The sequence below is a fragment of the Xanthomonas albilineans genome (assembly GCF_002939705.1).
GTDB lineage: Bacteria > Pseudomonadota > Gammaproteobacteria > Xanthomonadales > Xanthomonadaceae > Xanthomonas_A > Xanthomonas_A albilineans.
On the sequence record NZ_MDCB01000002.1, the window covers coordinates 263,325 to 276,852 of the forward strand.

Sequence of the window (13,528 nt, forward strand, 5' to 3'; positions counted from 1 at the left end):
GGACTCCTGGCTGGAGGCGAGTGAGTGATGACAGGGATTTCAGCACAGATTACGCGTCTGCCAGGCCAATGGATGCATCTGCAACCTAAATTGCCGGGCCGCAAGCTGTTGCACTGCGGCATACTAGAGGGCCTTTCGGATAGGTGCCCCATGACCCGCGCGTTCAATTTCAGTGCCGGCCCCGCTGCCTTGCCGGAATCGGTCCTGCGTCAGGCGCAGGCGGAGATGTTGGAGTGGAATGGCGTGGGGGCTTCCCTCGTCGAGCTGAGTCATCGCGGCCCCGAATTTATGGAAGTGGCGGCGCAGGCCGAGGCTGATCTACGGCAGTTGCTCGGCATTTCCGACGATTACGCCGTGCTGTTCCTGTCCGGTGGGGCCACCACCCAGCAGGCGCTGCTAGCATTGAACTTCGCCGCGCCGGGGCAGACCGTGGACTACGTGGTCACCGGGCACTGGAGCAAGACGGCGATCAAACAGGTCACGCCTTACGTCAAGGTCCATGTGGCTGCCAGCAGCGAGGCCGATGATTTCCGCGATATTCCTGCGCGCACCGGCTGGCAGCTCAGCGCCGATGCCGCTTATGTCCACATCACCGCCAACGAAACCATTCATGGCGTGGAATTCCGCGAGACGCCGGACGTCGGGGCGGTGCCGCTGTTCGCCGATTTCAGTTCCAGCATCGCCTCCGAGCCGATCGACGTCTCCAACTACGCGCTGCTGTATGCCGGTGCGCAGAAAAATCTTGGCCCGGTGGGTGTGGCGGTGGTGATCGTCCGTCGCGATCTGTTGCAGCGGGCAGGGCAGCCGCGAGCGGACATCTTCGACTACCGCTCGCATGTGGCGCGCGACTCGATGCTCAACACGCCGCCGACCTGGAACTGGTATCTGGCCGGGCTGGTATTCAAGTGGATGTTGGCCGAGGGCGGGGTGGAGGAATTCGCGCGCCGCAACCGCGCCAAGTCGGGGCTGGTGTACGCGGCAATCGACGCCTCCGGCGGCTTCTACCGCAACCAAGTGGTGCCTGCGGCGCGTTCGCGGATGAATATCCCGTTCTTCCTGCCCGACGAAACCCTCACCGCGCGTTTTGTCGCCGAGTCCAAGGCGGCCGGGCTCCTGGCGTTGAAGGGGCATAAGGCGGTCGGTGGCATTCGCGCCTCGCTGTACAACGCGATGCCATTTGCCGGAGCGCAGGCATTGGTCGATTTCATGCGCGATTTCCAGCAACGCAACGGCTGAGTCGTCACTGTAGAAGCGGCTTCAGCCGCGACCGGATGGCCTTGTCGGTACATCCGGAATATCAAGGAACCATGAGCCATGGCCGCAAAGCCGAAAAAATCCCCCTCCGCTGGTGCCAAAGCGGCCAAGCCTACCTCCGGCAGCGTCGCCAAATCCGCCGCTTCACCCGCGCTGGCCGACGTGCGTGCCAAGATCGATGAGATCGACCGTACCATCCAGGCCTTGATCGCCGAGCGTGCGCAGTTTGCCCGCCAGGTCGGCCTGGCCAAGGGCAAGCTTGCTGCGGCGGTGGACTACTACCGTCCGGAGCGCGAGGCGCAAGTGCTGCGGATGGTGGTGGACCGTAACCAGGGCCCGCTCAGCGACGAAGTGCTGGTGCACGTGTTCCGCGAGATCATGTCGGCGTGTCTGGCGCAGCAGGAGCCGCTCAAGGTCGGCTATCTCGGCCCTGAAGGCACCTTCAGCGAGCAGGCGGTGCTCAAGCACTTCGGCCGCTCGGCGGTGGGCATGCCGATGGCGTCGATCGAGGAAGTGTTCCAGGAAGTGGAGAACGGCAATGCCGATTTCGGCGTGGTGCCGGTGGAGAATTCCGGGCAGGGCACCATCCAGGTCACCCTGGACATGTTCATCACTTCCAAGCTGAAGATTTGTGGCGAGACCGAGTTGCGCGTGCATCAGTTCCTACTGTCGCGCAGTGGGCGGCTGGATGCGATCGAGCGCATCTACGCGCATCCACAGGCGTTCGCGCAGACCGCCGGCTGGTTGCGCGCGCACTTGCCGAAGGTCGAGAAGATCCCCGTGTCCAGCAATGCCGAGGGCGCGCGCCGCGCGCGCAATGCCGACGATGCGGCCGCGATTGGCGGAGAGAGCGCGGCGCAGGTGTACGCGCTTAAGAAGGTCGTCACCAAATCGATTGAGGACGATGCCGACAACACCACGCGTTTCCTGGTGATTGGGCGCAAGATTTTTCCGCCGTCCGGGCACGATCGCACGTCGGTGCTGGTGTTCATTCACGACAAGCCTGGCGCCCTGTTCGATGTGCTCAGCCCATTTGCGCGGCATGGCATCAGCATGAATCGGATCGAGTCGCGTCCATCGCATCAGGGGAAGTGGGAGTACGGATTCTTCATCGACTTGGCCGGGCACGTAGAGGACGAGGCGATGAAGCAGGCGTTGGCCGAATTGAAGGCGCACTCGGCGCAGATCAAGGTGTTGGGGGCGTATCCGGTGTCAGTGCCTTGATCGTGTTGCCGATGCCAAGGGTGCGTTGTCGAGAATCACGGTAGCAACCGTAGTGACGTGGCGGGGCCCTTCTGGGCTTGGTGTGACTTTCAGGAACGATGATGAGCAACGAGCAAGGCTGGATCGCAACCAAAGGAACTGCACTGCAGGGTACGCTGACGGTGCCGGGCGATAAATCGGTATCGCACCGGGCGGTGATGTTCGCGGCGCTGGCCGATGGTGTGTCGCGGATCGATGGGTTCCTCGAAGGCGAGGATACACGCTCGACTGCGGCGATCTTCGCCAAGCTTGGGGTGCGGATCGAAACGCCGTCGCCATCGCAGCGCCTTGTACATGGCGTTGGCGTCGATGGGCTGCGGGCGCCACAGGGCGAATTGGATTGCGGCAATGCGGGCACCGGCATGCGTCTGCTCGCCGGCCTGCTCGCGGCGCAGCCGTTCGACAGCGTGCTGGTCGGCGATGCGTCGTTGTCCAAGCGGCCGATGCGTCGGGTGACCGAGCCGCTGGCGTTGATGGGGGCGCGGATCGACACCGCGGCCAATGGCGTGCCGCCGCTGCGCATCCATGGTGGTCAGGCATTGCGTGCGATCGATTTCGTCTCGCCGGTGGCCAGCGCGCAGGTCAAGTCCGCCGTGCTGCTGGCTGGGTTGTATGCAGAGGGTGTCACCTTCGTGCAGGAGCCGCATCCCACCCGCGACTACACCGAGCGCATGTTGTCCGCGTTCGGGGTAGAGATCGCGTTCGCACCGGGGCAGGCGCGCTTGCGCGGCGGTCAGCGCCTGCGTGCCACCGATATCGCGGTGCCGGCGGATTTCTCTTCTGCCGCGTTCTTTATTGTTGCGGCCAGCATCATCCCCGGCTCGGACATCACCTTGAAGGCAGTCGGACTCAATCCGCGTCGCACGGGTCTGCTCGCGGCGCTAAGGCTGATGGGCGCCGACATCGTCGAGCACAACCACAGCGAGCATGGCGGCGAGCCGGTGGCCGATCTGCGCGTGCGTTATGCCCTGCTGCGTGGTGCCAAGATCCCGGAAACGGTGGTGCCGGACATGATCGACGAATTCCCTGCGTTGTTTATCGCCGCCGCTGCGGCGCAGGGGCGGACCGTGGTCAGCGGTGCTGCCGAATTGCGAGTGAAGGAGTCGGATCGGTTGGCGGCGATGGCCACCGGTCTGCGCACGCTCGGCATCGTCGTCGATGAGACGCCGGACGGTGCCACCATCCACGGCGGCACGTTGGGCGCGGGCACGATCGAAAGTCACGGCGATCACCGCATCGCGATGGCCTTCGCCATCGCCGGGCAGTTGGCACAGGGTGAAGTGAGAATCGAAGAGGTCGCCAATGTGGCGACGTCATTCCCGGGGTTCGACGCATTGGCGCGTCATGCGGGGTTCGCTTTGCGCGAAGCCTGATGGCGCAGTGGGAGCACTGCGCGCCCAGCGCGCACTCGTGGGTATCAGCCTGGGCGCTTCTGCGGGGGCGGCGGGTCGTTGGCCGGTGTCGCCGATGACGTGTGTGGGCTGCTGATACCAGCCTCTTGATCGAACCCTAGCCACCACCCGCAAGCCCCCAATGCCAGGACGATCACGATCATCCATGCCCACGGAGAACCTTGGTCTGCACCTACCTCTGGCGCACGGTCGTGTCGCCAGTCATTCGGATGCGGTGTTGTCTTGTAGTGACTCGACATGACGGCACTCCTGCACCGTGAGAGGACGCCTGTAGTGTTGTCCAAGATCCTCGCGCGCTGTGTCACTTGCATGTGAACACGGTCGCTGTGTCAGGGCTTGGATTCAGCTACGGTCCCGGCTTGAAATCGATCGGGATATCGATGCTGGCTGGCACCGGCCGTCCGTTCTGTTGCGCAGGACGGAACCGCCAGCGGCGCACGCTTTCCATCGCCGCGCGGTCCAGATCGCGCGAGCCGCTGCGTTTGATGAGCGCCACGTTGGTGGGCATCCCGCTGTTGTCCACGTCGACGCGGACCACCGCCGTGCCGGCCTCGCCACGACGCAACGCCTCCGCCGGATAGCGTGGTGGCGGCATCTGACCTTCGATCGGTACCGGCCGGTCGCTTGTCGCGGATGCCCTGGCGACAGGGGAGGGGACGCTAGCCTCGGCGCCGGTTGTCACTGCGCTGGAGGTGCGCGCAGGTGGTGGAGTGGGGGCTGTTTCGACCAGCTTCGGCGTCTCCTGCGGCGGTGACGGTTTGGCCTGCGGCATTTCGCTGGCGCCGTTGCTGGCGGGTAGCGGTTCAGGTAGAGGTTTGATCGGTGCCGTCTCCTGCGCTACTTGTGCTGTCTGCGCTTGATGGAAATCCTCGTTTTTGCGTCCGAACAGCCAGACCACCGAGAACAACAGCAGACCGGTGGCGAAGGCGCTGCCTGTGATCGCGAGCAGGCGCCATGGTAGATGCAACACGCGGTCGGAGTTGGAGGACGGGGAGGAGGCGGGCATGGGATTCACCGTGGGTAGCGCATCGATTCTGGCATGGGGGTGGTGAATCCCGCCCTGCGTTGCCAGGCGTCGGCAAAGCCACGCCAGACAGGCGATAATGGCGTATTCATTGCCACTGCCCGCCGCGTCCATGCTCGATCCCGCTTTGCTTCGCCAACAGCCCGCCGTCCTTGCCGAGCAGCTGCGCAGCCGTCGTGGCTATGTCTTGGATGTGGTCGCACTGGACGCTCTGGAGGCCGATCGTAAGCGCATCCAGGTGCGGACCCAGGAATTGCAGAGCCTGCGCAACAGCCGTTCCAAGGCGATTGGCCAAGCCAAGGCAAAGGGTGAGGATGTGGCTGCGTTGATGGCCGAGGTGGCTGGATTCGGCGACGAGCTGAAGGCGTCGGAGCAGCGTCTGGACGAGATCCGCGCCCAGTTGGAAACGCTGGCGCTGGAGATTCCCAATCTGCCGCAGGCCGACGTGCCGACCGGCAAGGACGAGGTCGACAACGTCGAAGTGCAGCGTTGGGGGACGCCACGCACGTTCGATTTCCCGGTCAAGGATCATGTCGAGCTGGGGATGCAACACGGCTGGCTGGACGGCGAATCCGCCGCCAAGCTGTCGGGCGCGCGTTTCACCGTGCTGCGGGGTCCGATTGCGCGGCTGCATCGCGCCTTGGCACAGTTCATGCTCGATCTGCACACCGGTCCGCATGCGTATCAAGAAACCAACGTGCCGGTGATCGTCAACGCCGACAGCCTCTACGGCACCGGCCAGTTGCCCAAGTTCGAGGAAGACATGTTCGCCACTGCGCTGGGCGAACAGAAGCGCTACCTGATTTCCACTTCCGAGATCTCGCTGACCAATCTGGTCCGCGACGAGATCGTCGAAGCCGAGCGGCTGCCGTTGCGCATGACCGCGCATTCGTTGTGCTTCCGCTCCGAAGCCGGTAGCGGTGGCCGTGATACACGCGGCATGATTCGCCAACATCAGTTCGAGAAGGTGGAATTGGTGAGCGTGTGCCGACCCGAAGAGAGCGAGGCCGAACACGAACGCATGACCCGTTGCGCCGAAGTGGTGCTGGAGACGCTCGGACTGCCGTACCGCAAGATGCTGCTGTGTAGCGGCGACATGGGGTTTTCGGCGAGCAAAACCTACGACCTGGAAGTCTGGCTGCCCTCGCAGCAGACCTATCGCGAGATTTCTTCCTGCTCCAATTGCGGCGATTTCCAGGCACGGCGCATGCAGGCGCGTTGGCGCAATCCCGCCACCGGCAAGCCCGAGCTGCTGCACACGCTCAACGGCTCCGGTACCGCCGTTGGCCGCGCGATGATCGCGGTGATGGAGAACTATCAGAACGCCGATGGCTCGATCAGCGTGCCCCAGGCGCTGCAGCCCTATATGGGGGGTGTCGAACGTATCGGTTGAGAGTGGCTAACAAACGATGGCTTTGCTGCCGGACACGGCGCGGGCGGTGTCCGGAATCCTTATGTGCCTCAAGGCGTTTCCTGCGCGCTGTCCGCGCCCGCTGGACATGGCCGCCGCTCTTAGAGGGCGGGATGGGGGGCCGGGGCGCATGATGATAGGGTATCGTGGCGAATGCGGTCGCTTTATACGGCCTATGTCGTTGTAAGATGAGAGCCGATCGGATCCGATTGTCCCCATCGTTCTGAATATCGAAAAGAACATGCACGACCTCAACGACCTGTACTACTTCGCGATGGTGGTCGATCACGGTGGCTTTGCCGCTGCCGAGCGTGCGCTGGGGATTCCCAAGTCGCGCTTGAGCCGCCGCATCAGTCAGCTGGAAAGCGACCTGGGCGTGCGTCTGCTGCAACGTTCCACGCGCCGCTTCGCCGTCACCGACCTGGGAATGAACGTGCACCGCCACGCGCAGATGATGCTGGCCGAAGCCCAGGCCGCGCGCGAAGTGGTGGACCGGCTGAGCGTCGAGCCGCGTGGCCTGGTCCGGGTCAGCGTGCCGGTATCGTTGGCGCAGATGCAATTGCCTAAATTGTTGCCCATGTTCCTTGATCGATATCCCAAGGTGCGGTTGCAGTTGAACATCAGCAACCGTCGCGTGGACATCATCAACGAAGGCTACGACGTCGCCTTGCGCGTGCGCTCGCGCCTGGACGACGATGGCAGTCTGGTGATGCGCAGCTTCGGCCAGGTGCAGGAACTGCTGGTGGCCAGCCCCAAATACCTCGACCGCGCTGGCCGCCCCAAGGAGCCGGAAGAGTTGGCTTCGCACGTGACCCTGAGCATTAGCGAGGACGAGGTGCGCCAACACTGGGAACTGCATGGCCCTGCGGGCGAAGTACGACGTGTTGATTTGCAGCCGCGCGTGGCCGGGTTCGATTTCCCGCTGCTGCAATCGATGGTCAAGGACGGCTTCGGTGTCACCTTGCTGCCCGAGACGGTCTGTGCGGAGGCGGTGCGCAACGGCGAACTGGAAGTGGTATTGCCGAAATGGTCCTTGCCGCAGGGTATCTGCCATGCGGTGTTCGCCTCGCGTCGTGGCTTGTTGCCGGCGGTGCGGGTGTTCATCGACTTCCTTGCCGAACACCTGCCAGGGCAGCTCGAAGCCTCGCGTCTGCACTGTGGCAGTGACAGTCGATAGCGGACCAGCCCGATGTCGGTCGAGGTGAGCGAGCAAAACATGCGCTGGCGTGCGAAAATGCACCCGAGTGTGGGCAGACAGCAGCATGTGCGATGTCTGCCTTGGCGCAGCGAGAAGTCACGTGCACGTCGATAGGGTCGACATGGCGTGCGCACATGCTGCGGAATTTTTCCGACGGTATGCAGTAGTTCCAAATCGGAGAGATGGCCGAGCGGTTTAAGGCACCGGTCTTGAAAACCGGCGAAGGGTCAAACCTTCCGTGGGTTCGAATCCCACTCTCTCCGCCAGTTTTTGGGGAAGGTCTGTTTCCCCCGCCAATCCTGGATAACCTTGGGCCACTCTGCCTGCGTTGATGGGAAACCGTCGATGTACGGGCGTCAAGACGCGCATACGTGCCGCAGCGCATGGCTTGGTGCGCGTCACGGTCGGGCTTACCATGGGCATCTTCTGCGGACTGCGGAAGCTCGCACCCCCCGCGCCAGCGGCACGCTGCCGCAGATGCCCAACAAAGGAACGGCATGCCTGTCGAAACTCTGTTCGATCCGTCCCCGCGTATTGCCGTCATCGGCCTCGGATATGTTGGCCTGCCGCTGGCGGTGGCGTTCGGTGCGCGCTACGACACCCTTGGCTACGACATCGATGCACAACGCGTGGCACAACTGCGTGCTGGGTACGATCAGACCTTGGAGATGCAGCCGGAGGAGTTGCGCGCTGGCGTACAGTTGCACTACAGCGATGATGTGGCCGCGTTGCGTGACCGCACGGTCTACATCGTCACCGTGCCGACCCCGATCGATGCGCAGGAGCAGCCGGACTTGCAGCCGCTGCGTCAGGCCAGCCAATTGTTGGCTGGCGTACTCAAGCGCGGCGATCTGGTGATCTACGAATCCACGGTGTACCCGGGGACGACCGAGGAAGTGTGCGTGCCGCTGCTGGAGCAGGGCTCGGGCTTGCGCTGCAACGTCGACTTTCATTGCGGCTACAGCCCGGAGCGGGTCAGTCCCGGCGATCGCCAGCGGCGCCTCACCGATATCCGCAAGATCACTTCCGGCTCCAATCCCACCGCTGCCGCGGCAGTCGATGCGCTGTACGCGGAGATCATCACGGCCGGCACTTGGCGTGCGCCTTCGATCCGTGTAGCCGAGGCGGCCAAGGTGGTGGAAAACATTCAGCGCGACGTCAATATCGCCCTGGTCAACGAATTGGCGTTGATCTTCGATCGGCTGGACATTGATACCCAGGATGTGCTGGAGGCAGCGGGTACCAAGTGGAACTTCCTGCCGTTCCGACCTGGTCTGGTTGGCGGCCATTGCATTGGCGTGGACCCGTATTACTTGCTACACAAGTCCGAAAGCGTCGGCTATCACCCGGATCTGATCCATACCGCGCGCAAGGTCAATAACCGGGTTGGCGCGCATGTCGCCGCGCGGGTGCAGGCGTTGCTGGCCGGCAAGGGCGTGCCGATGGTGGCGGCCCATGTACTGGTGCTCGGTGTCACCTTCAAGGAAAACTGCCCGGACTTGCGCAATAGTCGAGCGCTGGAATTGGTCCAGACGTTGGCTGCCACCGGTGCCCGAGTGGACGCTTGCGACCCTTGGGCCGATCCGCAGGCTGCGCGTGCGCATGGCGTCGACCTGCTGCCCGCGCCGGTCCCTGGTCGTTACGATGCGGTGGTGCTGGCGGTGGCGCACGATGCTTACCGCAGCCTCGCTGCCACGCAGATTCGTGCGCTCGGCAACTCGGATCTAGTGGTCTACGACGTTAAGTCGGTGTGGCCGCGCGAGGTGGTGGACGACCGGCTGTAGTCGCGTCGTCCCTGTCCGGATGGTCTCATGACGCTGTACGCGGGCGGAGCGGGGCAGTCGCGCTCCGACGTCATTGCCCGCCGTCAGCGCCTACACTCGCCGCTGGCTTTCGACTCCCGCAAGGAACGTCATGCACCGTTACCTAGCTTATATCGCCAGTTGTTTGTTCCTGGCGTTGTCCATCGCGTTGTGCGCGATCTGGCCACTGTGGGGTTTGGGTGTGGTCGCATTCGCGCTGCTGTCCGTACTTGGCACGGTGGATCTGTTGCAGACGCGTAGTACGTTGCGCCGCAACTACCCGATCCTGGCGCATTTCCGCTATGCACTGGAATCGGTCGGTCCGGAGATGCGTCAATACTTCCTGCAGAGCGATATCGAAGAGGCACCGTTCTCGCGTCAACAGCGCGCCTTGGTCTACGAGCGTGCCAAAAACGTCATGGATGTTGTGCCGTTCGGGACTCAGCGTAGCGCTTATGCGGCCGATTACGAATGGATCAACCATTCCTTGGCCACCAGCAAAATTGCCGACCACGACTTTCGCCTCATCGTGGGTGCCGATTGCGCGCAGCCATACTCGGCCAGCGTATTCAATATTTCGGCGATGAGTTTCGGTGCGCTGTCGGCCAACGCCATCCGCGCACTCAACGGTGGCGCGCGCCAAGGCGGCTTCTATCACGACACCGGTGAAGGCTCGATTTCGCCCTATCACCGCGAAGGTGGTGGCGACTTGGTGTGGGAAATCGGCTCCGGCTATTTCGGTTGCCGTGATGCAAACGGGCATTTCGACGAACCGCGTTTCGTCGCCAGTGCCACCTTGGCGCAGGTCAAGATGATCGAGATCAAGCTCTCGCAGGGGGCCAAGCCGGGTCATGGCGGTGTGCTGCCGGCGGCCAAGGTCAGCGCCGAGATCGCGGCCGCGCGCGGGGTGGCGCTGGGTCGGGATTGCGTATCGCCCTCCCGCCATACGGCGTTCTCCACGCCGTTGGAGCTGCTGCAGTTCGTCGCCCGGCTGCGCACGCTGTCTGGCGGCAAGCCGACCGGGTTCAAATTGGCGATCGGCCATCCCTGGGAGTGGTTCGCCATCGCCAAGGCGATGCAGGAGAGCGGGATGTACCCGGACTTCATCGTTGTCGATGGTGCCGAGGGCGGCACCGGCGCCGCGCCGGCGGAGTTCATCGACCATGTCGGCGTACCCATGCAGGAGGCGCTGCTGTTGGTGCACAACACGCTGGTCGGGCTGGACATCCGCGAGCGGGTCAAGCTCGGCGCGGCTGGCAAGATCACCAGTGCCTTCGACATCGCGCGGACCCTGGCGCTGGGCGCGGACTGGTGCAATGCCGCGCGCGGCTTCATGTTCGCGTTGGGCTGCATTCAGTCATTGAGCTGCCATAACGACCGTTGCCCGACTGGCGTCGCCACCCAGGACCGCCGCCGCTGGCAGCACCTAGATCCGACCGACAAGGCCAACCGGGTCGCGCACTATCACGCCAATACGCTCAAGGCATTGGCCGAGCTGCTTTGTGCCGCTGGCCTGCAACACCCGGCGCAGCTCGGGCCTGAACACATTCTACGTCGGGTTTCGCATGTGGAGATCCGCTCGCTGGCGTCCCTCTATTCTTATCTGGAGCCGGGCGAACTGTTGCGGACGCTTCCTGACCATGCGGTGTTTCGCGATTACTGGGAAGCTGCGCGCAGCGATTCGTTTCAGCCGCCGCCGCGGATTCGTCGCCTAAGCGATAGTAAATCGCGCTGAGCACCCGGAGCCTTCAGTCCTAGCCAGTCCCTGCCGATATGAGGGATGCCAGAATGCGCCGATGACGGGACCAGGTGACGGCGGCAGGGGGCGGACCCGCGATTTGCGTGGGGTCCGGCTGGTGCCGACGGCCCTGTTAGGCTCATTCTCCCTTGACGCCATGGCCGGCTATTGTGATGGTTATATTTAAACTGCATGCCCCGCATGAGCCAGACCCAGCCTCCTTCCTTCATCCCTCTGCCATTGCCGGAGTGGGAGCCGCAACGATTGCGTGCGTTGGCCGAACTGGAGATGTTGGATACGCCGCCGGAGTCGGTCTTCAATGACCTGATTTGGCTTGCCAGTCAACTGTGCGAAGTACCGATCGCGATTGTGTCGCTGATCGACGAGCGGCGCCAATGGTTCAAGGCGAGCTGTGGGCTGGACGTGATCGAGACCCCGCGCGAGCTGGCGTTCTGCGCCTATGCGCTGCTGTCGCCAAACTTGATGGAAGTCCCCGATGCACTGTTGGACCCGCGCTTTGCCCAAAATGCGTTGGTGTTGGGGGCGCCGCACATCCGCTTCTATGCCGGCATGCCCTTGCTGGGCAGTGGCGGCTATATCTACGGCACCTTATGCGTGATCGACACCCGGCCGCGGCAGTTGAGCGAGCGTCAGCGCGAAGGACTGCAGCGCTTAGCCAAGCAGGTCACCGCGCAACTGGAGACGCGCCGCGATGGCCGCATCGCCCAGACCCAGGCGCAGACACTGTCGTTGCTGCTGGAGACCATGCCCGATGCCGTGGTGTCGTGTACGGCCGACGGCACCCTGGGTCAGTTCAACCGCGTTGCGCGGCAATGGCATAGCGCCGATCCCCGCGCGCTGCCGCCGGCGCAATGGCCGGAGCACTTCAATTTGTTCGATGCAGACGGCGAACGCCTGCTCGAGATGGAGCAGGTGCCGCTGGTGCGCGCCTGGCGTGGCGAGTCGATACGCGACGTGGAGATGGTGATCGCCGCCAAGGGGCAACAGCAGCGGAGCGTGCTGTGCAATGCCGAGCGTCTGTACGCCCCCGACGGAGACATCCTCGGCGCGGTGTGCGTGATGCGCGATGTCACCGCTGAACGCGAGGCCACGCGTGCGGCGCTGCTTGCTGGACAGCGCTTCTCCGGTGCGTTTTCGGCGGCCGCCCATGGTATGGCGCTGGTATCGCTGGAAGGACGCTGGCTGGAGGTCAACGATGCCTTGTGCGCGATGCTCGGTTACAGTCGCGCGCAGTTGCTGGACATGGATTTCAGACGTATCACGCATCCGGAGGATATTGCCAGGGACGCGGCGTTGCTGGAGGAGTTGGTTGCTGGCGAGCGTAACGATTACCACTTGGACAAGCGCTATCTCTGTCGTGATGGCCGTACCTTGTGGGCGCATCTTGCGGTATCGCTGGTGCGCGACGAACACCAGCGTCCGGTGCATTTCGTCTCGCAAATCCAGGATGTCACGGAGAGGCAGCTGGCCGAGCAGCGTTTGCGCCACAGCGAATCGCAGCTACGCACGATCGCCGATAATGCGCCGGCATTGATTGCCTACGTCGATCGCGATCTGCGCTTCCAGTTTGTTAACAAGCCCTATGCCGATTGGTTCGCGCTGCTGCCGGCACAGATCGTCGGCCGTCATCTGCACGAGGTACTGGATCAGGTGCAGTTCGAACTGCTTGCCACGCACGTGTCACCGGCGTTGGATGGGCAGCCAGCGCAGTTCGACGCCGAGCTCAACGATGCGGCTGGCCAGGCGCGGATCATGCATTTCAGCTTAGTGCCGGATGATGCATTGGCGCCGCAACGTGCCGGTTTCCACATGATGGTCAGCGATATTACCGGACAGACCCGGTCGGCGCGGATGATGGAAGCGCGTGCGCTGCACGACGAGCTGACCGGGCTGCCCAACCGTATGGCCTGGAATCAGGCTCTGCGCCAACTGCTCAATCAATCTGGGCGTCGCAGCGATGCCCATGCTGCGTTGATGTTCCTGGATATGAACGATTTCAAGGGTATCAACGATCGCTACGGTCACCATGTCGGTGACGCGGTGCTGGTGCATTTCGCCCGCCTGCTCAAGACGTGCCTGCGCGAGAAAGACTTCATTGCGCGGCTGGGCGGTGACGAATTCGTGGTCCTGTTGGACATTCTCGACGACCCGCACCGCGAGGCGACTGCTGCGGCGGAGCGGGTGCTGGCCGTCGCCGCCGAGGGCTGTCTGGTCGAAGGCCAGCGTCTGCCGCTGCAGCCGAGCATCGGCATCGCTCTGCAGACTGGCCCCGTCTTTGACCCGACACTACTCACGCAGCGTGCGGACGAGGCAATGTATGCGGCCAAGCGTGACCCCAACCGTCGCGTGCAGATCGCGACGCTCTGAGCGTCGCGCTGGCCCATCCCGGTACCGGGCGCTACCGT

Annotated in this window: 9 protein-coding genes and 1 tRNA gene; 9 read left to right on the forward strand and 1 reads right to left on the reverse strand. The window is 63.5% G+C overall.

Annotated features, from left to right (window positions below):
* Nucleotides 1-150 precede the first annotated feature (150 nt).
* The 3 genes from serC (at nucleotide 151) to aroA (ending at nucleotide 3,890) form a co-directional block, all read left to right on the forward strand.
* Nucleotides 151-1,236: a 3-phosphoserine/phosphohydroxythreonine transaminase gene (gene serC / locus XalbCFBP2523_RS02700; RefSeq protein WP_012916201.1), complete on the forward strand. Its 1,086-nt coding sequence runs from the start codon at nucleotides 151-153 to the stop codon at nucleotides 1,234-1,236.
* 78 nt (nucleotides 1,237-1,314) lie between these two features.
* Complete coding sequence (gene pheA / locus XalbCFBP2523_RS02705) at nucleotides 1,315-2,478, forward strand: prephenate dehydratase (protein ID WP_045765836.1); 1,164 nt, start codon at nucleotides 1,315-1,317, stop codon at nucleotides 2,476-2,478.
* 98 nt (nucleotides 2,479-2,576) lie between these two features.
* On the forward strand, nucleotides 2,577-3,890 hold the full coding sequence (aroA, locus tag XalbCFBP2523_RS02710) for a 3-phosphoshikimate 1-carboxyvinyltransferase (protein ID WP_104629891.1): 1,314 nt from the start codon (nucleotides 2,577-2,579) through the stop codon (nucleotides 3,888-3,890).
* 385 nt (nucleotides 3,891-4,275) lie between these two features.
* Here the strand turns inward: aroA and XalbCFBP2523_RS02715 are convergent, their stop codons facing one another.
* The gene (locus tag XalbCFBP2523_RS02715; protein WP_045765835.1) at nucleotides 4,276-4,935 is read right to left on the reverse strand and encodes an energy transducer TonB; all 660 of its coding nucleotides are present in this window, start codon (nucleotides 4,933-4,935) and stop codon (nucleotides 4,276-4,278) included.
* 130 nt (nucleotides 4,936-5,065) lie between these two features.
* Between XalbCFBP2523_RS02715 and serS the strand changes: the two genes are divergently transcribed.
* The 6 genes from serS to XalbCFBP2523_RS02745 all read left to right on the forward strand — a co-directional run bounded on the left by serS (nucleotide 5,066) and on the right by XalbCFBP2523_RS02745 (nucleotide 13,490).
* Nucleotides 5,066-6,346: a serine--tRNA ligase gene (serS, locus tag XalbCFBP2523_RS02720; protein WP_045765834.1), complete on the forward strand. Its 1,281-nt coding sequence runs from the start codon at nucleotides 5,066-5,068 to the stop codon at nucleotides 6,344-6,346.
* A gap of 259 nt (nucleotides 6,347-6,605) precedes the next feature.
* Nucleotides 6,606-7,541, forward strand: coding sequence for a LysR family transcriptional regulator (locus tag XalbCFBP2523_RS02725; protein WP_012916196.1), 936 nt, complete (start codon nucleotides 6,606-6,608; stop codon nucleotides 7,539-7,541).
* A 197-nt stretch (nucleotides 7,542-7,738) separates the two neighbouring features.
* Nucleotides 7,739-7,828, forward strand: a tRNA-Ser gene (locus tag XalbCFBP2523_RS02730).
* Nucleotides 7,829-8,059: 231 nt separating this feature from the next.
* Nucleotides 8,060-9,346, forward strand: a complete 1,287-nt coding sequence (locus XalbCFBP2523_RS02735) for a nucleotide sugar dehydrogenase (RefSeq protein WP_045765833.1) — start codon at nucleotides 8,060-8,062, stop codon at nucleotides 9,344-9,346.
* Nucleotides 9,347-9,476: 130 nt separating this feature from the next.
* Nucleotides 9,477-11,099 (forward strand): FMN-binding glutamate synthase family protein, encoded by a 1,623-nt coding sequence (locus XalbCFBP2523_RS02740; RefSeq protein ID WP_045765832.1) that lies wholly within the window; start codon nucleotides 9,477-9,479, stop codon nucleotides 11,097-11,099.
* A gap of 204 nt (nucleotides 11,100-11,303) precedes the next feature.
* Complete coding sequence (locus tag XalbCFBP2523_RS02745) at nucleotides 11,304-13,490, forward strand: diguanylate cyclase domain-containing protein (RefSeq protein WP_045765831.1); 2,187 nt, start codon at nucleotides 11,304-11,306, stop codon at nucleotides 13,488-13,490.
* The last annotated feature ends 38 nt before the right edge of the window (nucleotides 13,491-13,528 follow it).